The following is a 22,045-nucleotide window of genomic DNA, read 5'->3' as shown; positions in this document are numbered from 1 at the left end:
GATCAGATCATAACGACAAGCCTCAACAAGCGGCAGGCTGTGCGTCATGTTGGTAGCGATGGTGACGGCAAGCCGCTGCAAAGCCCTGAAACAGCGAGTCGTATAAAGGATGTTCTTTGGGATACCACTCAGGATGCCATTGAACGGCCAGCGCGAACGCGGTGGCATCACGTATAGAAATCGCTTCAATCAACCCATCCGGCGCCCACGCCTCCGCATCAAGCTCCGGCGCAAGCTGATCAATCCCTTGCTGATGAAGCGAATTCACCTCGGCGTGCTCTGCATCATATAGCGCCGCCAAAGCACCATCAGGACGGATATTCAGCTCATGAGCAGGCGCATAATGACCGGCTTTGTTATCGGCGGATGGCTCACGGTGGTCGAGCATATTTGGTAGCGTGTGTACGGCTTGGTGCAATGTGCCGCCAAATGCCACGTTGATTTCCTGGAAACCGCGGCAGATTCCGAATAACGGCAACGCTTGCTTCACTGCTTCATGCACCCAGACAAGTGCCAGCTCATCACGCCAAGCGTCATCGCGGGTATTTTCAGGTGCGCGCTCGGCGCCATAACGGGACGGTGAGACGTTGGTGTAGCTGCCTGTAAGCAAAAGACCATCAAGATTACCAAAGAGCGCTACGGCCTGAGCTTTGCGCTGTTCAAAGGTCAACGTGTCGGCAGCTAGCACGGGGAGAATAATCGGCGTCATACCATACTGGTAGAGCGCTTGGAGGTATTTGTCGGTCACCATCTGAGCAGGGTGGCCTTCCACATCCCGACAGCAGGCGATTACACCCACAACCGGGCTTGGGGATTGGATTTTTTCCATGGTTAATACACTTTGTCAGTTGTTATGCTTTAATCAACACTCACCTCAACATAGCGCGGTCTATTTTATTTTCCAATAGGGAAGACAACTTTTTTGCAAAAAAATATCTAATAGTATGATTTATAAATACAAAAACAAACGCACTTATTTTTACTCGAACAAAAACTAGGCTTTTTGTTATTAAATATTTGACACACGAGGTCGCCAGAGCAAGGATATCGTTATCAGAACGCAACCAAAACGGCATAAAAACAAGGTATATTGTATGTCCTCTGCCAGTCCTACAAACGCTCACAACGAACCCCAGGATTTCCTTGAGCGCTATCCTGACATTACCAGTATTGACCTTTTGATCAGTGACCTTAATGGCGTTATCCGTGGCAAACGGATCCCTAGAGACAACCTTTCTAAAGTCTTCAAAACAGGCATTTTCCTGCCTGCATCCGTATTTGCGCTGGATATCAACGGCAATACCGTGGAGGAAACCGGACTAGGGCTTTCCAGCGGCGATGGTGATCGTTTATGCCGCGCCATTCCCGGCACGCTCAACCCGGCACCTTGGCTGAATAAAAACCACTACGGTCAGCTATTGATGACCATGGAGGAAATGGATGGCACGCCGTTCTTTGCCGATCCGCGCCAGATTTTGCGCCGCCTTCTTAAGCAGTTCTCTGACCGTGGCTTAACACCAGTAGTCGCCCTTGAATTGGAGTTTTACCTGGTCGATCGTCTGCGCGATGGAGGGAATCTGATTCAGCCACCGCAATCTCCCTGCAGTGGCGAACGGGCCACGCAAAGCCAACTCTACTCAGTGCTGGAGCTGGACGAGTACGCTGAATTTATCAATGATTTGCAGAGTGCCGCTCAGGCACAAGACCTGCCGCTGGACACGGTGTTGAAGGAGTGCGCACCAGGGCAATTTGAAGCCAACTTGGTTCACGACGATGATGCTTTGCGCGCCTGTGACAATACGGTACTACTCAAGCGACTGATAAAGGGCGTGGCGCTACGCCACGGTTTTGAAGCCACCTTCATGGCCAAGCCCTATGGTCAGGAAGCAGGTAGCGGCACCCATGTTCATGCAAGCATAGTGGATAGCAACGGGCAAAATATCTTTGCCGAAAACGGCGATGACCCACTGGAAAGCAAAGCGCTACAACACGCCGTAGGGGGGCTGCTGGGGCTGATGCCGGACTCCATGGCGCTACTGGCGCCAAACCTAAATTCCTTCCGCCGTTTTCAGGAAGGGCTTTATGTGCCAATGGCACCCACCTGGGGATACGACAACCGCTCCGTGGCGATACGCATACCCGCCGGACCAAAAGAAGCGCGACGCATCGAGCACCGCGTGGCCGGCGCTGACGTCAACCCCTATCTGCTACTAGCCACCGTGCTGGCGTCAATCCACCATGGAATGGACCAGCAGCTCACCCCCGCTGCGCCCATCATCGGCAACGCCTATGACCAAATCGCGCCTCAGTTAACTAACAGTTGGACCCAAGCGCTACACCTGCTTGGCAACAACCGCGTACTCGGCGAACAACTTGGCGAAGACTTCATTCACGTGTTCATTGCCAACCGCCAATCAGAGCGTGCCGAAACCATGCGCGAAGTCAGTGCGATGGAATACGACTGGTACCTGCGGCAAGTCTAGATTGGCGATTACCAATCAACAGCCCCTCCCTCTCCCACAGGAATGTGGGAGAGGGCTGTGCACAAACGCTAGGTGAATACTAAAATTAAACCAACCACCAGTGCTGCAAGACGTTGCTGTAGAAGTAATCGAACCCGCTCACACTGCAAGCCGGTCACGCATGGCGTAAAACCACGCCCCTATGGCGGAAAGCGGCACACGCAACAGGCGCCCGCCAGGCATTGGCAGATGAGAGACCTGTGCAAAGGATTCAAAACGCGCTTCCTCACCGCTAATGGTTTCTGCCACCAGCTTTCCCGCCAGATGCGAGCACGTTACACCATGACCAGAGTACCCCTGCGCATAGTAGACATTGCTATTAATACGTCCGAACTGCGGCAAACGGTTGAGCGTCAGCAGAAAGTTACCGCTCCAGGCGTAATCAACGCGGACATCGCTCAGCTCAGGAAAGGTGGTTAGCATTTTCGGCCGGATGGCCGCTTCAATACTGGCTGATGCTTGCCCGCCATAATTCACACCCCCGCCATACAGCAAGCGGTTATCAGCAGTCAGGCGGTAATAATCCAATAGATAATTGCAATCTTCTACCGCTTTATCGTTAGGCAGTAATCGCGCTGCTAACTCTGCCGGCAGTGGCTCAGTGGTAATGATCTGGGTTCCACACGGCATCGCTTTACTTTCCAGCTTGGGTAGCAACCCTTGCAAATAGGCATTGCCAGCCATGACCACCCGCTGAGCAGTCACTCGCCCCTTCGGGGTATGCAGCGTTACCGGCTCACCGTGTTCCACTCGCGTCACGGGCGAATGCTCAAAAATCCTCCCACCCAGCGCCTCTAATGCTGCTGCCTGCCCCAGCACCAGATTGAGGGGATGTAGATGACCACCAGAGTGATCCATCAATGCGCCCACGTAGCGTTCGCTGCCTATCTCTCGCCTGACCTCATCGCCGTCCAGCAGTTCCAGTTCCTGATGGCCGTAGCGCTCCCATAAGGTCTTTTGTTCCTTGAGACCTTCCCACTGCTTCTTGTTACAGGCAGCAAAAAGGTTACCCTCTTTCAGGTCACAATCGATCTGATACTTCTCAATGCGTTGCCGGATAATCTGGTTACCCTCAAACGCCATAGCGCCCAGCGCGCGAGCGGTTTCAGCGCCATTCTGTTTCTCAATAATATCCATATCACGGCTATAGCTGTTAACGATCTGCCCGCCGTTACGTCCAGATGCTCCGAAGCCAATCGCCACGCTTTCCAGCACCACCACACGGTAACCACGCTCGGCCAGATGTAGCGCCGCTGAGATACCGGTAAATCCAGCTCCCACTACACAGACATCACTCTCCACATCACCTTCTAGCACAGACCGTTCCGGCGAAACGTTGGCAGACGCCGCATAGTAAGATGAGACATGCCCAGAAGAAGTTTGAGATTGCATCTATCGCCCTCCAGTTGTTGATTATTTTAACCACATCATGGTACATAACAGCCTAAAAAAGGGCAACAAGCACTGCTTTAGGCTGAAAAAAACCAACAATATGAATTTTTATGTCACATTAAATTCAACAAATTAAAAATTGTGTCTATCTCACACTTGCTTCTAGGCGCAAATATTTTGCTCCCAACAACCCCCTCAATCATGTCAACTATGCTCAACCCAATACTTCGTAACAGCCTATTTGCAAAGCCCGCTCAGTCAGCAGTCACTACTTAACAAGGGAGGCGCGCACCAACGAAATCCCGCTTGCACGCTTTCCCCAAACTGAAAACCTCCAGATGAGGCAATGATTCCTCTTTAACATCCGTACTAAAGGCATGGTTAGCGTTGATGACATGGAAAGCGTTAAGCTCTTAGCTGCCTATACTGACCTTACCTACTCCTGGAGGTCGCTATGGATTACCACCACTACCGCGAAGCCCTTGCCGAGACTCTCGCTCAGAGCGAGCTGCCTTTTTCTCATTCGGAATACCAAGCGCGCCTGGATACAGTTCGCCAAGCGATGGCCGAGCGCGGCCTTGACGCCTTGCTGCTCACCGATCCAGCCGATATTAATTACCTCACCGGCTACCACACCTTCGAGGTCTCGGTGCATGCGTGCCTAGTGTGCACACCAGAGCGCTTAGTACTGCAAGTGGCGTCGATTGAAACGGGAGCTGCCGTTGTTACGGCTCGGGTGGACGAGATTATTGGTTATCGCTGGGAAAACGTGGATGAAATTATCACCCCGCTGGCAGACCTGCTCGCCAGCTGCCCCCGCATCGGCATTGATGGCTGGAGCAGTGGATTACGCGTGGGTGTTATGGAGGCCCTGGCCAATAGCGTTGGTCGAGAGCGCTTCTGCGAGGCTGGCGATTTGCTGGATACCATTCGGATCGTTAAAAGCGCCGCCGAGCTCGACATGCTGCAAGAAAGCGCGCGCATTACCGCCGCTGGGTTGGACGCCGCCATCCAGATAATTCGCCCTGGCATGACCGATAACGATATTGCTGCCGTGGGGGCCAAAGCGTTGTTGGAAAACGGCAGTGAATTTATGAGCCTTCAGCCGATTGTTACTAGTGGGCATCGCATTGGGATCATTCACGTCAACCACAAGCGTCACGTAATACAGCCTAATGAGCCGGTTTTTTTGGAATTCGGCGCCGCCTATCAGCGCTATACCGCCCCTATGATGCGCACCGCCGTTACCGGCGCACCCAGCCCGGCCCTTTCTGCCACTCGCGATCTGTGCCGCTCGATGTTTGAAACGCTGTGCAATGCCATGCGCCCAGGTAACACCTTTGATGAGGCCGCCAGGGCCGCTGATGCACTGCTCGCGCCGCAACGTGACCGGCTGTTTTTCTCCGGCGTATTTGGCTACGCGGTGGGCGCGCAGTTTCCCCCCAGCTGGGTCGAGGGGACCGGCTATATCGCCCAAGGGCAGTTGCGTGAATTTGAAGCCAATATGGTGTTTCACCTGCCGCTATGCCTGCGGTCGCCGGGGCAGTGGGGCGTTGGGCTGAGCGATACAGTGGTGGTGACCGCGCAAGGTGCCAAGCCACTAACAGGTAACGACTGGCAGCTATTTCAGGCGCCCAGCACGACCAGATAACAGCCTCTTATAGCCGCAGTATTGACAGCCTGATGGACTGGCGCTATCGTCACACAGATGAAAATGAGAAATACTCTCTTTTGTATTTGGCCATCGACGACGATGCTGGATTAATCACATGAACAGCGAACAGCGTCAGCTTCGCCATACCATAATGTTCTTACGCACCTCGTTTGAAGCTATCCAGCACTCGATTGCCGGTCGCTTAGACGATCCTCTGCCCTGCTGGCTGGATACCAGCATGCTCACGATGTTATCGCGGGAGCTGACCCACTGCTGCCAGCAGGCCAAGCCGATATTTTCTCCCGCCGTCACCGAGCAGTTGTTCATCGCCTCCCAGCAGTGCGAGCTGCTGCTTAAGCAGTGCCCCGGCGTACTCAGCAGCGCCATCTGCCACCGTCAGTTAGCCGCCCTTATGCTGCCGCTATCCAGCGCGCTACAGCAGATCGACACCCCGCCTAAGCGCCGCTGGCCTTGGCAACGGGGATAAACATTACACGTCATCACTCACCTACAGGCACTGCCTACTGACCATTTACTGGTTAGGTAGCAGGTGTGCTTGCGTATTGTCGTTTTCTTGACCCCTGAATTTATCATGATAAATTGAATGTAAGGTGCCACCAACGAGCACCACGCTGCGACACACACTACGCAAGGGGTCTCTCATGACAGAACACAACACGGCGGCGGCAGCCCGTCCGAGCAAAAAATGGTACCAAACGGTCCCCGATCCAATGGTGCTGATCTTTATGATTTTGGTCGCAACTTATCTGCTGACCTTCATTATTCCTGCCGGTGAGTTTGAGCGAACGACACAGGACGGACAAACCGTCGTCATCGCTGACTCCTTTAGGTACTTAAACGACGTTGCCGCCTTGTCGCCCTTCAATATTTTTGTGGCGATACCGGAAGGCCTCATCTCCGCCTCGCAATACCTATTTATTGTCTTTATCGCCGGCGGCCTGTTTCATATCCTGCAGAAAACCGGTGCGCTCGAAAACGCCATCGGCGTCGCGGTTCATCGCGTCGGGATTGAGCGCCGCAATATGATCATTACCGTTGGCACCTTCATTTACGGCTTTTTCGGTGTCGCGGTGGGATTTGAGAATAATATCGCCCTCGTCCCCATTGCAGTGCTTATTGCCAGTGCTATTGGATGCTCTAGCTTGGTAGGAACCACAATGGCGGTTGGCGGCATCGGTATCGGCTTTGCGCTGTCGCCGATCAACCCATACACCGTTGGCGTGGCGCAAGGTATTGCCGAGCTACCCACGTTTTCGGGCGCCTGGCTGCGTACCTTGATGGTGGTTTCATCGCTCGCCCTGCTATCGCTGTATATCTGCAAACGTGTCATCAAGATGGACTTTGAAGAGCCTGACAACGCCGAGTCGTTAAGCAAGCCCCTAAGCGAATACCGCCTGACCAAGCGCAATCTTTTGACCATCGCGGTCTTTGTTGGCGGCTTGGGCGCAATGCTTATCGGCGTCTTTACGCGCGGCTGGTATATCAATGAGATCGCCGCCACTTTTCTATTACTGGCGATCATCATCGGTGCGCTCAACGGCCTTTCGGCCAACGGTATTGTTAAACAGATGATGGAAGGCGCGGCGAGTGTCACCGCCGGCGCGCTGGTGATCGGGGTCGCGGCCTCTATTCAGGTTATCCTGGAGCAGGCGGTGATTATTGACACCATCGTTAATTCGCTGAGCGCCTTGATCGACAACATTCCCCCGCTGTTCTCGGCGATTGGTGCCAGTGTCGTCCAGGGCGTTATCAACCTGTTCATACCCTCGGGTTCCGGGCAGGCGTTGGTTACCATGCCGATTCTGATTCCTGTCGCCGACCTAGTCGGCATGAGCCGTCAGTTAATGATCACGGCTTTCCAGGTGGGCGACGGCTTGACCAACCTGATTGTGCCTACCTCAGGCGGCACCCTGGCAATGCTGGCCCTTGGTCGTGTTTCTTATGCGCAGTGGCTGAAAGCCATTCTGCCCTTTATGGTCGTGGTCTATTTACTGGCCTGGGTAGGCTTGATCATTGGCCACTACGCAGGCTACTGATCAGCGACCTTATGACGCTTTCACTGGTTCACGTTCATCCTGAAACGGGCACCGTGGCCACGCTCACCGCAACGGGTGGCGTGGCGGTGGGTGGCTATGTGCATCATTGCTGGCGCGGCCTTGGGGCGTGCGTTACCCAGGGGCGCTACACCAACCCCTGGTACCCTGCACGGGTATTCGAGACCTTGAGCCAAGGCGCTTCCGCTTCCGAGGCGTTGCAAGTGGCAATTCAGACTGATGGCCGCTCAGAGAATCGTCAGTGCCTGGTGATGGACGCTCAAGGACGAGCTAATGTACATACTGGTTCCGCCAACCTGCCCAGTGTAGCTGCCAACCTCTACCCAAGTGTCGCAGCAGCAGGCAACATGCTGCATAACACCGATGTAGTCACAATGTTGGCCAAGCACTTTATTCAAATCAGCACGCTCAACAGCACCGCTGTCCTGCAAGATGGCGCTCACCCTCGATACCCCCACGATCACGACCAACGGCTGCTCAGCCACTTACTGGACGCGTTGGAGGCCGCTCTCAATGCGGGCGGCGATGCCCGTGGGACACGCTCAGCCGCGCTGCGTATCGAGTCCTTTGCTCAGCCTCCTATCGACCTTCGGGTGGATTGGGCCGACGACGTTATTGAGGCACTGCGGGCGCTTGAAGCGCGTTTCAGGGCGGCCGACTTTCAAGCGTTTTGGCAGCAGCTACCGCTACGCTGATGGCTCATTGATGGAGTTCTTATGTCTCACCAAACCCCACCTACAACCTTCGCTGAAGGACAGATAGGTCACTATCTATTAAGTTGTCTGGACGAAGCGGCGCGTTACTCTCAGCTCGGCCCTGGCGTCACAAGGCTGTTTTGCTCGCCCGAACATCGCCAAGTACTGCCGTTGATTGAACAGTGGATGCAACGCGCAGGCCTGACACCCGAGCTCGATGCGGCAGGCAACTTGGTAGGCCGCTGCCCCAATGCTCAAGCTGGCAAGCCCACGTTAATCATGGGCTCTCACCAGGACTCAGTGGTTGAGGGTGGCAAGTACGACGGCATGCTCGGCATAGCAGTCCCGCTGATCGCGTTAGAAGCGCTGCGCCACGAAGGCATTACGCTACCTTATGGGGTGGAAGTGGTCGCTTTTGGTGATGAAGAAGGCGTGCGCTTTCCTACCACCCTGGTTGGCAGCCGCGCTCTCGCGGGCACGGTTGACCCACAGCAGCTTGAGGTACGCGATGCACAAGGCATCACTTTAAAAGAGGCGCTGCGTAGCTTTGGCACAGAGCCAGATGGCATTCCTGCATTGGCCCGCAAGCCTGCCAACACGCTGGGGTTTGTGGAAGTACATATCGAACAAGGCCCCCGCTTGGAGCAGCGCGATCATGCAGTGGGGATTGTCACCGCTCTCACTGGTATTGAGCGCCATCAAGTGACGGTTAGTGGAAAGGCCGGTCATGCGGGGACCACACCGATGCCTGGCCGCCATGATGCGTTGGTGGGTGCCGCAGAAATGGTGCTAGCTGTCGATAGCGTGCTGCAAACTACGCAGGCGTTAGTTGGCGTCGTTGGGCAATTGGATGTACGCCCCAATGCCGTTAATGTCATACCCGCATCGGTCACCTTTACGATTGAGCTACGCTCTCCACAGTCAGCAACGCGGCAGCAGGGACGCGAGGCGGTTCAGGTCGCACTCAAAGAGATTGCCGAAAGTCGCGGTCTGTCACTATCCATGGACAACTCCTACCGCGCAGACGGTGCCCGATGTGCCGAATGGATTATGCAGGGTCTAGAGCAAGCCTGCGCCAACGTTCAGCAACCCACTGAGCGGATGTTTAGCGGCGCCGGTCATGATGGCTTGGCCATGCAGGATGTCACCGATATCGGCATGCTGTTCGTACGCTGCAAAGAGGGCTTGAGCCACCACCCCGACGAGAGCATTTCCGCTGACGATGGCGAAGCAGCGGTGCGGGTCATGATGGCCTTTTTGCAGCAGCTTGATCCCGCGAAATGCCGTTAGGCCAATAACTCCGGCAGGAAAGCTCGCCTTACCTGGGCTTCTTGCTGGTTCATTACCCGCTGAGCGTCCAACATATGCTCGCGCATGATGGCAAAGGCACTGTCCGCATCACCTAGCTCAATGGCATCAAGTATTGCCGCATGGTAGCGGCACCCCGTTTGCCCTAAATCGTGGGTAACCGGGTCATATAAACGGCGGTAAATCGTCAGGTCGGAAAGCACCTGGATCGTGAAGCGAATAATAAAGGTCAGCAATTGATTGCCGCCCGCCAGCTCGGCAAGCATCAAATGAAAGTTAAGCGAGTCGAGGTGCTGCTGCCGTTCGGTGTCGCTATCGTCACTAGGCTGTGCGTAACTGTGCAAGCTCTCCCGCAACCGAGCAATATCACTTTGGCTGACCTTGCCTGCTAACGAGGCGGCTAGTTCAGGCTCCAGCGCCAAACGAATCTGATAGATATCCTGAATCGAAATATCTTTGAAAAATAAATAATTACTTAAAAGCGATACGGCTTTCGCGTCGCTCATCGCACGCACAAAGGCACCGCCACCAGGCCCGGTGCGCGTTTCCACCAATCCCTGTGCTTCCAAGACACGCGTACTCTCGCGCACGGTCCCCTTCGATACGTTGAGCGTTGCCATCAGCTCCGCTTCACTGGGAAGCCGATCGCCAGGTTTCAAATGGCGGTCAACAATCCAGCACTTAATGGTTTCTGCCACCTGATGAGGGCGGCGCTGGGATACTTTTTTCGTCATGCGATAACGTCTATCCATTAGTAATGCCGCTAGCGTAGCAGAACTCGTCAGCGTTAGGGCCGCAGACGAAAATCCGCACGATATTGGCACTCACTAGTAAACTGGTCTATTCTGTGCGCTATTGTTCATCTAAGAACTCGAAAGGAGTTTGTTTAATGGCTTACGAAACGCTTTTTGCCCCGACGCAACTAGGCAGCGTATCAATCCCCAACCGGGTGATCATGGCACCGCTGACCCGTGCTCGCACGCCTGACAGCGTGCCTGGCAAAATGCAGGAAGCTTATTACGGCCAGCGCGCCGGGGCCGGATTGATTATCAGCGAAGCCACCAATATTTCCCCCACCGCCCGTGGCTATGTGTATACACCCGGCATCTGGACCGACGAGCAGGAAGCTGGCTGGAAAAACGTAGTCGATGCAGTGCATGCCAAAGGCGGGCGAATGGCATTGCAACTGTGGCACGTTGGGCGTGTTTCCCACGAAATGGTTCAACCCAACGGCCAGCAGCCGGTCGCGCCCAGCGCGCTGAAAGGCGAAGGCGCCCAGTGTTTCGTTGAGTTTGAAGACGGCACCGCCGGTCAGCACGCCACCAGTACACCGCGCGCGTTGGAAACCGACGAGATTCCCGGCATCGTTGACGACTACCGCCAGGCGGCTATTCGCGCCAAACGGGCAGGCTTTGACATGGTCGAGGTCCACGCGGCCAACGCCTACCTGCTGAACCAGTTCCTGGCTACGGGCACCAACCAGCGTACCGACCAGTACGGCGGGTCGCTGGAAAACCGCGCGCGCTTCCCGCTGGAAGTGGTCGATGCCGTAATCGACGTCTACGGCGCTGACCGGGTCGGCATTCGCATGACGCCGTTTATCGAACTGTTCGGCTTGACCGACGATGAGCCTGAAGCCATGGCGTTCTATATGGCCGAGCAACTCTCCAAGCGCGGCCTCGCCTATCTGCACCTGAACGAGCCCAACTGGGCCGGTGGTGATATCACTTTCCCTGACGGATTCCGTGAGCAGATGCGTGAGCGCTTTAGCGGTAGCCTGATGTACTGCGGCAACTATGACGCCGACCATGCGGAAACACGCATCCGCGAAAACACCACCGACACGGTGGCCTTTGGGCGTCCTTACATCGCCAACCCGGACTTGCCCGAGCGTTTCCGGGTCAATGCGCCGCTCGCCGAGCCCGACCACGAGACGTTCTACGGCGGCGACGAAAAAGGCTACACCGACTATCCGTTTATGGATAACGGTTACGACCGCATCCAGTAACAGCCAAAGGTAGCTTTCCCCCGCGCCCTGTTCAGCCTGTGGCTGAACAGGGCGTTTTCCCTGCGAAACGCTACACGCGTGGTTGCTGCTGAGTGATGCAGTGAATGTTCCCGCCACCAAGCAGTATTTCCCTTGCCCTAACGCCGATCACCCTTTTCGTGGGAAATAACCGGGATAGAATGCCTTTAGCCTGTCCATCGTAACGAGGATCCAGCAAAGGCATTACAATGACCGAGTTACTAATATAAAAATTGACGTAAGAACCCGCCATGCGATCCCCAGGTAACCGGGGATGCGAGCTGTTCAGGCGATCAATTCCACTGGCTTCATCGTCGGCAATATATAGCGGGCCTGGCTGGGGCAGTTTATGGATAGTGAGCCGCCTGCCTTGAGCATCCGTGGCGTTTTCCAGCACACGCAATGCTTCCCGACAAATAGCGCCCTGGGGATCTTGCTCATCCTCACACCACGTTAGCGCCACATGGCCAGGCGCAATAAAGCAGCACAGGTTGTCCACGTGGCCATCGGTCTCGTCGAGATAACAGCCACGCGGTAACCAGATGATGTGACTGACGCCTAAATACTCCTGCAGCCAGTATTCGATAGTGGCGCGGCTCATCTCCGGATTACGATTAGGATTCAGCAAGCACTCTTCCGTGGTGATAAGCGTACCTTCACCATCCACATGAATGGCTCCTCCTTCTAATACGAGCGGGGCCTCGAAGCGTTGAATACCCAGCATCTCACTGATTTTACAACGAACCCGCTTGTCTTTGTCCCATGGGAAATAGAGCCCCTCCTTCAACCCGCCCCAGGCATTGAACTCCCAGTCCACCATGGCGAGTCGCCCATCGGGGTGGGTAATAAAGGTGGGCCCGACATCGCGCATCCAGGCATCATTGCTGGACAACTCAACCACCCGAATATGCGCAGGCAACTGGTTGCGGGCATTTTCATACTGCTCATCATTGACACCCACAAAGACCGTCTCACTCTCTGCAATCGCTTGTGCTACATCGACAAAGGCTTGCTGGGCAGGTTTTGCGCCATAGCGCCATGTATCTGGGCGCTGAGGCCACAGCATCCAGCAGGCAGCATGGGGGGCAAACTCCGCCGGCATCGAAAAGCCCAACGCTCTGGGTGTTGGCTCGCTCGCCAGAGAGCCGGTGGTAGTTATAGGTAAGGACGTCGAGTGCTTCATATATGCCCCGCCAGTATAAAGAAGCCCGTTGCCACGGCAGCGGCTATTAAGACATAGGGCAGTTGCGTTAACGCATGGGCCATTGGCGTACACCCGGCCCCTTGGGCAGAAAGGACGGTAGAATCGCCGTAAAAGCAGGCGTGGCTGCCAAAGGCACTGGCTGAGATCAAAGCCCCCACTACGAGCGGCATATGCGCATCCATACTACTGGCAAGCGGTAATACGATAGGCATCGCCACAGCAAACAGTCCCCAGAAGGAGGCGGTCGCAAAAGCGAGAAAGGCCATGGTGACGAAGACAACCGCCGGTAGCATACCTGCGGTCATTAACGGCTGAACACTCTCGATCACATAGTTGGTTAAGCCAAGCAGGTCGTTCACCTCCTTAAGCACAAACCCAGCCACCAGCGTGCCAAGTGGCATAATCATGGCTTTGAAGCCATCAAGCGCGGTGTCAAACGTATCGTGAAAGCTTAACAGTCGCTGCACCGCGATAAGCACTAGCGTCACAGCAAGCGCCACAATAACGCCGCGCAGCACATCAATCTCAAAATACCAGGTGAAGAAAATCAGCGTCGCAATAGGAAGCAGAAAATTGAGCAGATGAGGGCGTTTTTTGTCTGTATCTTCTATTTCCAGCGCGCTGTCGTCAGTGCCATCTGGTTGTGGCTGGCCAGCTTCAGCGCGAGCCTCAGCTGCTCGCATTGGGCCAAGGTTGGGGATAATGCCCAGTGCCACCAGGGGCACAAGCGCCGCCGCTATCCAAGCGTAAAACATAAAAGGTATCGCTTGAATGTATAGCCCCATGCCGTTACCAGCAGCATTGTTCTCTTCCAGCAAACCTGCAAAGAACACAGCCCAGGTGGAAAACGGTACGAGAATACAGATCGGCGCTGCCGTGGAGTCAACGATATACGCTAACTTCTCACGGGATATGTTAAAGCGATCTGTCACTTTCTTCATGGAAGCGCTAATGGTCAGCGCATTGAGATAGTCATCGACAAAAATGATTAGCCCCAGCCCCCACGTCGCTAACAAGCTTTGTCGGCGGGTATGGATGCGTCGGGTAACCGCATCACCAAAACTTAACACGCCGCCCGTTTTTACCAGCAAGGCAATCAAGCTACCAAATAGCCCACACACAAGGATAATCCACGTCACCGTGTCATTACCCAATACCGATAGCAGTATATCCGACCCTTGGGTAATGACATTGAGAGGTTCAAACATCAATAAGCCTACCAGCGCGCCTGCCAGAAGTGACTCAATCGTGCGCCGGGTAATAATCGCCATGACTAAAACCACTAACGTAGGTATCAGGCTTAAAACTCCATACTCTTCCATTGTTATTCCCCTTTATCATTGTCGTAGATCACTACTCAAGACGGGCACTAGCGCCCGCCTCTCATAGCAGTGTTTATAGGTAACCATCCGCTTTAAGTGAGCGCGTGGTGGCGGCAAAAGCGTCATCAAGAATCGCTACAGCTTCGTCCACGACTTGACGCGTCCAGATCAAGGGCGGAGAAATGATATTGAGATGGCCGACGGGTCGAATAATCAAACCCCGCTTCTGTGCTTCAGCCGCCACGCGGTCACCCACGCGTGCTTCAACAGGGAGCAACGCCTTGGTCGTTTTATCTGCCACATTTTCAATCGCCATCATGAAATGACTGCCGCGTATATCGCCGACCGTTTCATGAGAGGCGAGGGTTTTGAGCTGTGACTCAAGATAGGGGCCAACCTCTAGAACATTTTCACAAATGCCTTCACGTTCAATGATTTCGATATTTTTTAACGCTGCAGCACAGCTAACGGGATGCCCAGAGTAGGTAAAGCCAGTGCTCAACACTCCGCCTGGGCCTTGAGGAGTACTTAGTACGGCATAAAGGTTGTCAGATATCAGCGTTGCACCCAGCGGGGCATAGCCAGATGAAAGCCCTTTCGCCACATTGATAATATCGGGCTGGGTTTCAAACACGGCTTCTGAGGCAAAGAAGTGCCCTAAACGACCAAAGCCCGTCACCACTTCATCGGCAATAAACAGAATATCGTTGGCACGGCATATGGCCTGCATGCGGGAGTGGTAGCCCTGCGGTGCAACCAATACGCCGCCTGCTCCCATAATGGGCTCTGCAATGAAGGCGGCTATGTTATCTGCCCCTAGCCGGTCAATGGTTTGCTCGAGTTCATCGACCAGATGATCACAGTACTCGGCCTCATTCATCCCCTCTGGACGGCGATAGCAGTTGGCTTCGCTCAAATGTGTCACCAGATCAAGCGTATCGAACTGCCAGTTATTGCTGGCGATACCGGTCAGGCTCGCCGCCATGTAGGTGGTGCCGTGGTAGGCATTGGTGCGCGACAAGATGCGCTTTTTTGAAGGCTTGCCCAAACGATTGAAGTAGTAATGCACAAGCCGGATGGTGGCATCGTTTGCCGTTGACCCGCCGCAGCTATAAAACACATGGTTCAAGTGGGCAGGCGCAAGCTCGGCGAGCTTGGCAGCCAGCTCGGTGGCCGGGGCATTGGAGAGATTATTAAAAGTAGAAAAGTAGGCCATGCGCGTGGCTTGCTCGGCCATCGCCTGGCCAATTTCGGCACGGCCGTGGCCCACATTGACACACCACAGGCCCGCAATCCCATCGATAAAGCGGTTGCCGTGTACATCCTCGACATAGATACCATCACTGTCGGTAATCACGTCACAGCCTTTTTCGTGGAACAAGCTGAAGTCGGTGAAGGGGTGAATAAAGTGATTTTTATCTTTGTGCCAAAGATCTTGCGCATCGTAAGAGGCGTGCGCCTGCTGCTGAGTCATCATTATGCCCTCGCTTATTAGGAAGCCGTTGTAGAGGTGGCTTCACAGGCTAGCGGGGAAAACAGTGTCGGGAATATATCCCCATTGGGGTATATCGGCTGCGCGGAAGGCCTCCTATGGTGGATATCCTTAACCCAACAAACACAACAGGAGACACGCCATGCAAGTGTCCATCGATGGTCGGCGATTGTGGTCAAGTTTAATGGCCATGGCAGAGATCGGCGCAACCCCCAATGGCGGCAGCAACCGCTTGGCACTAACACCCGAAGATACTGCCGGTCGGCAGCAGTTAATCGAGTGGTGCGCCGATATTGGCTGCCACGTTCGCAGTGATGCAGTGGGTAATCTTTTTTTTCGTCGCCCCGGCACACGTGACGATCTGGCGCCTGCCGCTGTCGGCAGCCACCTGGATACCCAGCCGAAAGGGGGGCGTTTCGACGGCGTACTGGGGGTTCTCGCAGGTCTGGAAGTGTTTCGCACCCTGCACGATCACCAAATCGTTACCGAACGACCTCTGGAACTGATCGTTTGGACGAACGAGGAAGGCAGTCGTTTTGCCCCCGCGATGGTGGCTTCCGGCACCTATGCGGGGGTGTTTACTGTGGAGGAGACCCTCGCTCGCCAGGACGAACAAGGGATCAGTTTTGGACAGGCCCTTGATGAGACAGGCATGAAGGGCAGCCTGCCTATTGGCGAGCCTCGGTTAGCCAGTTTTCTGGAACTGCATATCGAACAGGGGCCGGTGCTTGAAGAGGAGGGCTTAGATATCGGTGTGGTCACCGGAGTGCAAGGGATGCGCTGGTTTGACCTAACGATTGAAGGCAACGCTGCTCATGCGGGCACCACTCCCATGGCATATCGTCACGACGCCCTGGCCGCTGCCGCCCGGCTCATTGATCGGCTATACGCCATCGCCGCCACCGACACCAGCGGTGACAGCAAGGTGACCTTTGGCTGCCTGGAGATCGATACGCCTTCCCGCAACGTGATTCCTGCCCAGGTCACCATGACTGTCGACCTTCGTCATATGCACGATGATCGGCTAGACGCGCTGGAGGCCCGCTTCTATAGCGAGCTGGATGCCTTGGTAGAGACCTTTGGTGTCGTAGTAACACCGCAACGCCTCTGGAACTCCCCGGTGGAGGCCTTTAACGAGCAGTGTATTGCGTCCATCGAACAGGCCACAAAGGCACGCGGCATTGCTTACCGCCGAATGCTCAGTGGTGCGGGCCACGATGCGGTGTATGTGGCACGGGTGGCACCCACCGCGATGATCTTTATTCCCTGTCGCGATGGCATTAGCCATAACGAAGCCGAGTACTCAACGCCGGAGCAGTGTGCACTTGGCACCCAAGTGCTTTGCGACGCGCTACTGCATAACGCTAACGACCTTGAGGTTACCCAATGAGTACAACTGTCCCAACGAACCAGTCCGAGTGGCAATCACTGGCAGACACACTCTCCTTTGAAACCCGCGCCTATATCAACGACACCTTTGTCGATGCGCAGCGCGGCGCCACCCTATCCACGGTGAACCCAGCCACCGGCGAGGTGTTAGCCAGGGTCGCCAGCTGTGATGACGCTGATGCCGAGCTCGCTACCCGCGCAGCTCGGCAGGCCTTTGATCGGGGAGAGTGGTCGCGACGCGCCCCAGGTCAGCGCAAAGCCACGCTGCTTGACCTAGCGGCGTTAATGCAGGCCCATAGACACGAACTTGCCCTGCTGGACACTCTGGATATGGGGAAACCGATTACCAGTGCGCTGGGGGATATTGACGGCGCCATCGGCTGCTTGCGCTATACCGCCGAAAGTATCGATAAGCTTTACGGTGAGGTGGCTCCGACGGGAGACCATCACCTCGGCTTGATTGTGCGCGAGCCGCTCGGGGTGGTGGTCTCCATCGTCCCCTGGAACTTCCCGCTCATGATGACCGCCTGGAAGATTGCACCGGCATTGGCGGCCGGTAACAGCGTTATTCTCAAACCCTCAGAAAAATCGCCATTATCGGCGCTACGCCTTGCTCAACTAAGCCAACAAGCGGGCCTACCCGCCGGGGTATTCCAAGTACTCCCCGGCTATGGCCATACCGTAGGTAAAGCGCTGGCCCTGTCGATGGAGGTCGACTGCCTCGCCTTTACCGGCTCCACCCAAGTGGGCAAACAGCTCATGCAGTACGCGGGCCAGTCCAATTTGAAACGCGTTTATCTGGAGTGCGGCGGCAAAAGCCCCAACATCATCTTTGCCGACTGCAACAATCTAGACGCCGCAGCCCAGCACGCAGCCGCTGCGATTTTTCATAACCAAGGTGAAGTCTGTATCGCTGGCTCACGGCTGTTGGTGGAAAACCGCATTCGCGATGCCTTCGTTGAGAAGGTGGTGGGCGCTGCAGCTGCCATGCAACCAGGCGACCCACTCGACCCGCAAAGCTTTATGGGGGCGATGGTAGATGACACTCAATACCAGCGAGTGCTTGATTATATCCGCCAGGGGCAAGAAGAGGGTGCCACGCTGCGTACCGGCGGACAGCCATTAGATAGCGCCGGGCTCTTTATTCCTCCCACCGTATTTGACGATGTCACCCCGGCCATGACCATAGGTCGCGAGGAGATCTTCGGGCCAGTGCTGTCGGTTTTTGGCTTCGATACCGAAGAAGAGGCATTGGCCCTTGCCAACGACAGCGAATACGGCTTGGCTGCCGCCGTCTGGAGCCAGGATATTGATCGCATCATGCGTGTTTCACGCAAGTTGCAGTCTGGGCAAGTCTACGTTAATAACTGGGCAGGCCCGGATATGACCGTACCGTTCGGTGGGGTGAAGCAGTCTGGAAATGGGCGGGATAAATCACTGCACTCCATTGACGAATATATGAACATCAAGACTATCTGGATGTCCATCAACGCTTGATCTAAAACGACTGCGGATAAATACAATCGCCCTGTAGGCTGATTTAAAAAGCCATACAGGGCGATATTGATACTTAGCGCTTAGTTATTGAAATCGATACTTTCTGCAGCCTGCGTTAACGCAGCTTCATTTTCATCTAAGAAGTGCTGGTATTCATCGGTTGGCAAAAAATGAACGACCGAGCCAAACTCATTCTCTATTCGATTTCTAATTTTTTCATTTTCAAGCGCTTTAGAATAAGCATCTGCCAAAGCCTCTAAAATATGCGTGGGAGTACCTTTAGGAGCGAAAATGCCTCGATTGGTAGCACTGACCAAGTCCACCTGCTGCTCTCTTAAGGTCGCCACATCCTCTAACCCTTGAAGGCGTTCCTCATGAGACACGCCTAAAGGTCGAAATTTACCACTCTCAAAAAAGGCACGGCTTGAAGGCATGTCAGCGTTAACGAAATCTATTTCTTGCGCCATTAACGCCGCAATCTGCTCGTTTGTATCCTGATACGCAACAAATCGCACATCTTCTGGGTTGACGCCAATCGCATCAAAAAGCTGCACCCAATAGAAGTGATCCACTGAAGAGGGTGTCATTCCAAAGGTGACCTCACCCGGATGCTCTGAGATATAGCTGGCCATTTCAGCCATATCGTCCACAGGATGGTCGGCATATGTCATCGGAATGACAATTGTTTGGGTCAGTAATGCCACGGGCTCGAATGCATCGTAAGAGTAATCGACTGTGCCTGCGAGGCGTGAAAGCGCGATCGTATCGTGACTCCCCAGAAGCGTATAGCCATCCGGCTGCGCTTCTTTGACATGACGTGAACCGGTCGTTGCCCCAGCGCCTGCCATATTGACAGGTATCACCGACACGCCTAAATGCTTTTCTGCTTCTTTCGAGACTAAACGAAATATGGCGTCGGTTGCCCCTCCAGGGCCATAGGGGATCACCATACGGATATCTTGTTGAGGATAATCTGACGCTGAAGCGTTTAATGCCACTGTGCTCGAAGCGATTACGATAGCAGAGATAAAGCGCGTTACTTTTTTATCCAACATGGTCATCACCTTATTAATTAGTTAGTTATTGTGTGCTGACGCCGTTACACTTTAGAAAATCGTTATCGTTATTTAATAAGAAAACTAGCAACATAAGAAATTAAAAAAAATACCCTCATTGGGGTATACGTAAACTGAACACTCAGCCGTGACATCAAACAATTGCAGCGATCAGGAGGCGCAGAAAACGTTTCTTCAGTTGCCGGGTAGATGGGGGCAGCCATTAATCGGTTTTGGCCACACAAACAGTCTCCTCATATGCCGTTCGACATACTCAGTTTCTGTCGCTTCTCGCATTAATTTGCAGCGAGACGAGGGAAATATGATCAAGAAAGAGCTGAAACAACTGGGATTGACTGGAGACATCCAGGCGCTGATAAATATGTTTGCGGTGTACCTTCACAGTACCATCGCTGATATCCAGCTCCCGGGCCGCCGATTTGGTAGAGTGACCAGCGAGTAACAGACGAACGATCTCTTGTTCACGTGCCGTTAAAACCTCACGACCAAAGCTTGCGAAGGCTGCTTCCACCGGAGCATACTTTTCCAATGTCGACTGGAAATGGACGCCCTGCCACTTCCAATACTCCATTAACAACGTTTCGATCATCGGCTCCACATTCTTCAGTACCTGCAACGCACGTCTCTTCAAGGGCGCTCCTGTCTGAAAGCCCAGCGATACCACCATCAAGACATCATCCCCCACACGTGCGAAGAGGCCCACCTCATCCGCCAACCCTAACCCGCGATAATAGTGGGCATAGTAGTCACTGGACTCAAAACGATCAGGGGCTAGCTCCCGCAATCGGTGCACACCGCTATCCAGGCCACCACTTATAGCGGTAAAGAAAGGATCCAATAAATACGCCCCGCTGAGGTAGCGATCTATCGCTTGGGGGCGATTTTCTGATGGGTAATCATCATGAATCAGAAGCGGCCTGTGACGCCCTTTGTAGGTAGTGACCAGAATCGTGTCGAACCCAGTTACCGCTCTAAGTACTTGCTCTAACCGCGCTGGGAAATCGCGCTGCCCTGCTGTACGCACCAAACTTGCCAGGTGCCGGTGCCAAGCAGCACTGCCTGTGTTAGCAAGAAAGGCACTGTCGATATCATCAGCTGATGAGCAGTATTTCATGATAAGGGCTTCGTCAGGTTGTTTTATAAAACGATACTGGCTTGTGAACACGGTAAACTCAATTAATGCTGCTCAACAACTCATACTTCAAACTGGGCTGGTATATATGCCTCGCCAACAATCGCTGCTAAGCTATTGATTATTTCGTTTGAACAGACAGGTGATGAATGCTCGATTCGCTGTTGGCTTTGCTGGTATCGGTGGCGCTGGTTGGCCTTGCCGCCACTACCGGGGCACGCTTTAGGCCCGATGGCTGGTATCGCGAGCTCAACAAACCCACCTGGACACCGCCCGATACCGCCTTCCCCATCGCCTGGGGCATCCTTTACCTTTTGATGGCGATTGCCGCATGGCGAATCTACATGGCAGACGACTCGGCTTGGCGTACTGCCAGCCTAACTATTTACGCTCTTCAGTTGCTGGCTAACGCCGCTTGGTCGTGGCTGTTTTTTGGTCGCAAACAAATCGCTGCAGCGCTTGGCGACATTGTATTGCTACTGATATTGATTGTGCTGGCGGTTATTGTGTTTGCTAAAGTGAGCAGCTTGGCGGCGTGGTTAATGGTGCCCTACGCGCTTTGGGTGGCCCTTGCGCTAGTGCTTAATGCCTCCATTTGGCGGCAGAATTAACGCGCGATTGGCGCGACAAGACGAAGGATAACAACACAATGGAGACAACACCGTTAGTCACCTTATTGGCATTCGGCTCTATCGTATTAGCGCTAATCGCCTTGGCGCTGTTCATTTATGTGATGCGGCGACAGCGTCGTCAACGACCGGCAGACGCCGCCGAGCCGACAATGGAACGCGCCAGTACAACGGCCACCTCTCCGCCCCCCGCTGCAGAACCACCTTCCACCGCCTCTGCCAAGCGCACCAGCAAAGTGACCCAGCACTCCCTGTTCGTGATTTTTTCCCACCCTGACGAACAAACCGACCAGCGTCTTGCCGCTTGGCTGCGTGAAAAGAACGCCACCTTCGACCCGATCAAGAAAGTCTTCCACATTGCCGGTGAACAGCCCTCTAACCCGGTTACCATCGCCAACGCGTTTCCACCTGGTGAAATGCCCGACCTGCTGCGCGATGAAACTCACGATCCCATCAAGGGCATCAGCCTATTGGTGAAGCCACCGCTGCGTAAACGCCGCAATCAGCAGATGCACGTCTATGTGGCGCTGGCCAAAGAGATGCAGACCTTGTTTACCGGCGATATGCTGGATGCCGATCGCGAGCCTGCCACCGACATCACCTTTGAGCGCATTATTGGCTAACAACGGCTG

At 54.4% G+C, this 22,045-nt stretch carries 19 protein-coding genes; 11 read left to right on the top strand and 8 right to left on the bottom strand.

Annotated features, from left to right (window positions below; translation table 11 throughout):
- Window positions 1-22: 22 nt before the first annotated feature.
- Window positions 23-829, bottom strand: a complete 807-nt coding sequence (locus GA0071314_RS01730; RefSeq protein WP_074395026.1) for a gamma-glutamyl-gamma-aminobutyrate hydrolase family protein — start codon at window positions 827-829, stop codon at window positions 23-25.
- 265 nt (window positions 830-1,094) lie between these two features.
- Here GA0071314_RS01730 and GA0071314_RS01725 point away from each other — a divergent pair, with 265 nt between their 5' ends.
- Window positions 1,095-2,483: a glutamine synthetase family protein gene (locus tag GA0071314_RS01725; protein WP_074395025.1), complete on the top strand. Its 1,389-nt coding sequence runs from the start codon at window positions 1,095-1,097 to the stop codon at window positions 2,481-2,483.
- Between the two features lie 138 nt (window positions 2,484-2,621).
- Here the strand turns inward: GA0071314_RS01725 and GA0071314_RS01720 are convergent, their stop codons facing one another.
- A complete protein-coding gene (locus GA0071314_RS01720; protein ID WP_074395024.1) occupies window positions 2,622-3,914 on the bottom strand; it encodes an NAD(P)/FAD-dependent oxidoreductase in 1,293 nt (430 codons plus the stop codon).
- Between the two features lie 454 nt (window positions 3,915-4,368).
- Between GA0071314_RS01720 and GA0071314_RS01715 the strand changes: the two genes are divergently transcribed.
- From GA0071314_RS01715 to GA0071314_RS01695, 5 genes are all read left to right on the top strand, one after another.
- On the top strand, window positions 4,369-5,565 hold the full coding sequence (locus tag GA0071314_RS01715; RefSeq protein WP_074395023.1) for a M24 family metallopeptidase: 1,197 nt from the start codon (window positions 4,369-4,371) through the stop codon (window positions 5,563-5,565).
- A 118-nt stretch (window positions 5,566-5,683) separates the two neighbouring features.
- Complete coding sequence (locus GA0071314_RS01710) at window positions 5,684-6,055, top strand: hypothetical protein (RefSeq protein ID WP_074395022.1); 372 nt, start codon at window positions 5,684-5,686, stop codon at window positions 6,053-6,055.
- Between the two features lie 175 nt (window positions 6,056-6,230).
- On the top strand, window positions 6,231-7,625 hold the full coding sequence (locus GA0071314_RS01705) for a YfcC family protein (RefSeq protein ID WP_074395021.1): 1,395 nt from the start codon (window positions 6,231-6,233) through the stop codon (window positions 7,623-7,625).
- A gap of 11 nt (window positions 7,626-7,636) precedes the next feature.
- Window positions 7,637-8,338, top strand: coding sequence for a DUF1028 domain-containing protein (locus GA0071314_RS01700; protein ID WP_074395020.1), 702 nt, complete (start codon window positions 7,637-7,639; stop codon window positions 8,336-8,338).
- 21 nt (window positions 8,339-8,359) lie between these two features.
- Window positions 8,360-9,628: an allantoate amidohydrolase gene (locus GA0071314_RS01695; protein WP_074395019.1), complete on the top strand. Its 1,269-nt coding sequence runs from the start codon at window positions 8,360-8,362 to the stop codon at window positions 9,626-9,628.
- On the opposite strand, the gene GA0071314_RS01690 is transcribed toward GA0071314_RS01695, so the two are convergent.
- Window positions 9,625-10,380: a FadR/GntR family transcriptional regulator gene (locus tag GA0071314_RS01690; RefSeq protein ID WP_074395018.1), complete on the bottom strand. Its 756-nt coding sequence runs from the start codon at window positions 10,378-10,380 to the stop codon at window positions 9,625-9,627. The two genes, GA0071314_RS01695 and GA0071314_RS01690, sit on opposite strands and share 4 nt — an antisense overlap.
- A 155-nt stretch (window positions 10,381-10,535) precedes the next feature.
- On the opposite strand from GA0071314_RS01690, the gene GA0071314_RS01685 reads away from it, so the two are divergent.
- Window positions 10,536-11,654 carry an alkene reductase gene (locus GA0071314_RS01685; protein ID WP_074395017.1) on the top strand — a complete coding sequence of 373 codons (1,119 nt, stop codon included), beginning with the start codon at window positions 10,536-10,538 and terminating at the stop codon, window positions 11,652-11,654.
- Window positions 11,655-11,724: 70 nt separating this feature from the next.
- Here the strand turns inward: GA0071314_RS01685 and aguA are convergent, their stop codons facing one another.
- The 3 genes from aguA to GA0071314_RS01670 form a co-directional block, all read right to left on the bottom strand.
- On the bottom strand, window positions 11,725-12,855 hold the full coding sequence (gene aguA / locus GA0071314_RS01680; RefSeq protein ID WP_074395016.1) for an agmatine deiminase: 1,131 nt from the start codon (window positions 12,853-12,855) through the stop codon (window positions 11,725-11,727).
- The gene (locus GA0071314_RS01675; RefSeq protein WP_074395015.1) at window positions 12,852-14,198 is read right to left on the bottom strand and encodes a Na+/H+ antiporter NhaC family protein; all 1,347 of its coding nucleotides are present in this window, start codon (window positions 14,196-14,198) and stop codon (window positions 12,852-12,854) included. The genes aguA and GA0071314_RS01675 overlap by 4 nt, the downstream gene beginning before the upstream one ends.
- A gap of 73 nt (window positions 14,199-14,271) precedes the next feature.
- Window positions 14,272-15,672 (bottom strand): aminotransferase, encoded by a 1,401-nt coding sequence (locus GA0071314_RS01670; RefSeq protein ID WP_074398385.1) that lies wholly within the window; start codon window positions 15,670-15,672, stop codon window positions 14,272-14,274.
- A 160-nt stretch (window positions 15,673-15,832) separates the two neighbouring features.
- Between GA0071314_RS01670 and GA0071314_RS01665 the strand changes: the two genes are divergently transcribed.
- Both GA0071314_RS01665 and GA0071314_RS01660 read left to right on the top strand, forming a co-directional pair.
- The gene (locus GA0071314_RS01665) at window positions 15,833-17,080 is read left to right on the top strand and encodes a M20 family metallo-hydrolase (RefSeq protein WP_074395014.1); all 1,248 of its coding nucleotides are present in this window, start codon (window positions 15,833-15,835) and stop codon (window positions 17,078-17,080) included.
- Complete coding sequence (locus GA0071314_RS01660) at window positions 17,077-18,576, top strand: aldehyde dehydrogenase (protein WP_074395013.1); 1,500 nt, start codon at window positions 17,077-17,079, stop codon at window positions 18,574-18,576. Before GA0071314_RS01665 ends, GA0071314_RS01660 begins: the two co-directional genes overlap by 4 nt.
- Window positions 18,577-18,656: 80 nt before the next feature.
- Here GA0071314_RS01660 and GA0071314_RS01655 read toward each other — a convergent pair whose 3' ends face one another.
- Together GA0071314_RS01655 and GA0071314_RS01650 are read right to left on the bottom strand one after the other, a co-directional pair.
- Complete coding sequence (locus GA0071314_RS01655; RefSeq protein ID WP_074395012.1) at window positions 18,657-19,631, bottom strand: Bug family tripartite tricarboxylate transporter substrate binding protein; 975 nt, start codon at window positions 19,629-19,631, stop codon at window positions 18,657-18,659.
- 274 nt (window positions 19,632-19,905) lie between these two features.
- On the bottom strand, window positions 19,906-20,817 hold the full coding sequence (locus GA0071314_RS01650; RefSeq protein WP_231896497.1) for a helix-turn-helix transcriptional regulator: 912 nt from the start codon (window positions 20,815-20,817) through the stop codon (window positions 19,906-19,908).
- Between the two features lie 116 nt (window positions 20,818-20,933).
- On the opposite strand from GA0071314_RS01650, the gene GA0071314_RS01645 reads away from it, so the two are divergent.
- Both GA0071314_RS01645 and GA0071314_RS01640 read left to right on the top strand, forming a co-directional pair.
- Entirely contained in the window at window positions 20,934-21,395 is a 462-nt protein-coding gene (locus tag GA0071314_RS01645) for a TspO/MBR family protein (protein WP_074395011.1), read from the top strand.
- A gap of 38 nt (window positions 21,396-21,433) precedes the next feature.
- Window positions 21,434-22,036: a cell division protein ZipA C-terminal FtsZ-binding domain-containing protein gene (locus GA0071314_RS01640; RefSeq protein WP_074395010.1), complete on the top strand. Its 603-nt coding sequence runs from the start codon at window positions 21,434-21,436 to the stop codon at window positions 22,034-22,036.
- The last annotated feature ends 9 nt before the right edge of the window (window positions 22,037-22,045 follow it).

The sequence above is a fragment of the Halomonas sp. HL-93 genome (genome assembly GCF_900086985.1).
GTDB lineage: Bacteria > Pseudomonadota > Gammaproteobacteria > Pseudomonadales > Halomonadaceae > Vreelandella.
The sequence above is the reverse complement of the archived record's forward strand: the minus strand, read 5'-3'. Positions and strand labels throughout refer to the sequence as shown.

Coding starts and splice junctions, on each gene's coding strand:
- GA0071314_RS01720 (WP_074395024.1), bottom strand. CDS start 3,914: ATGCAATCTCAAACTTCTTCTGGGCATGTCTCATCTTACTATGCGGCG.
- GA0071314_RS01640 (WP_074395010.1), top strand. CDS start 21,434: ATGGAGACAACACCGTTAGTCACCTTATTGGCATTCGGCTCTATCGTA.
- GA0071314_RS01675 (WP_074395015.1), bottom strand. CDS start 14,198: ATGGAAGAGTATGGAGTTTTAAGCCTGATACCTACGTTAGTGGTTTTA.
- GA0071314_RS01730 (WP_074395026.1), bottom strand. CDS start 829: ATGGAAAAAATCCAATCCCCAAGCCCGGTTGTGGGTGTAATCGCCTGC.
- GA0071314_RS01690 (WP_074395018.1), bottom strand. CDS start 10,380: ATGACGAAAAAAGTATCCCAGCGCCGCCCTCATCAGGTGGCAGAAACC.
- GA0071314_RS01710 (WP_074395022.1), top strand. CDS start 5,684: ATGAACAGCGAACAGCGTCAGCTTCGCCATACCATAATGTTCTTACGC.
- aguA (WP_074395016.1), bottom strand. CDS start 12,855: ATGAAGCACTCGACGTCCTTACCTATAACTACCACCGGCTCTCTGGCG.
- GA0071314_RS01665 (WP_074395014.1), top strand. CDS start 15,833: ATGCAAGTGTCCATCGATGGTCGGCGATTGTGGTCAAGTTTAATGGCC.
- GA0071314_RS01660 (WP_074395013.1), top strand. CDS start 17,077: ATGAGTACAACTGTCCCAACGAACCAGTCCGAGTGGCAATCACTGGCA.
- GA0071314_RS01655 (WP_074395012.1), bottom strand. CDS start 19,631: ATGTTGGATAAAAAAGTAACGCGCTTTATCTCTGCTATCGTAATCGCT.
- GA0071314_RS01670 (WP_074398385.1), bottom strand. CDS start 15,672: ATGACTCAGCAGCAGGCGCACGCCTCTTACGATGCGCAAGATCTTTGG.
- GA0071314_RS01695 (WP_074395019.1), top strand. CDS start 8,360: ATGTCTCACCAAACCCCACCTACAACCTTCGCTGAAGGACAGATAGGT.
- GA0071314_RS01685 (WP_074395017.1), top strand. CDS start 10,536: ATGGCTTACGAAACGCTTTTTGCCCCGACGCAACTAGGCAGCGTATCA.
- GA0071314_RS01715 (WP_074395023.1), top strand. CDS start 4,369: ATGGATTACCACCACTACCGCGAAGCCCTTGCCGAGACTCTCGCTCAG.
- GA0071314_RS01700 (WP_074395020.1), top strand. CDS start 7,637: ATGACGCTTTCACTGGTTCACGTTCATCCTGAAACGGGCACCGTGGCC.
- GA0071314_RS01645 (WP_074395011.1), top strand. CDS start 20,934: ATGCTCGATTCGCTGTTGGCTTTGCTGGTATCGGTGGCGCTGGTTGGC.
- GA0071314_RS01705 (WP_074395021.1), top strand. CDS start 6,231: ATGACAGAACACAACACGGCGGCGGCAGCCCGTCCGAGCAAAAAATGG.
- GA0071314_RS01725 (WP_074395025.1), top strand. CDS start 1,095: ATGTCCTCTGCCAGTCCTACAAACGCTCACAACGAACCCCAGGATTTC.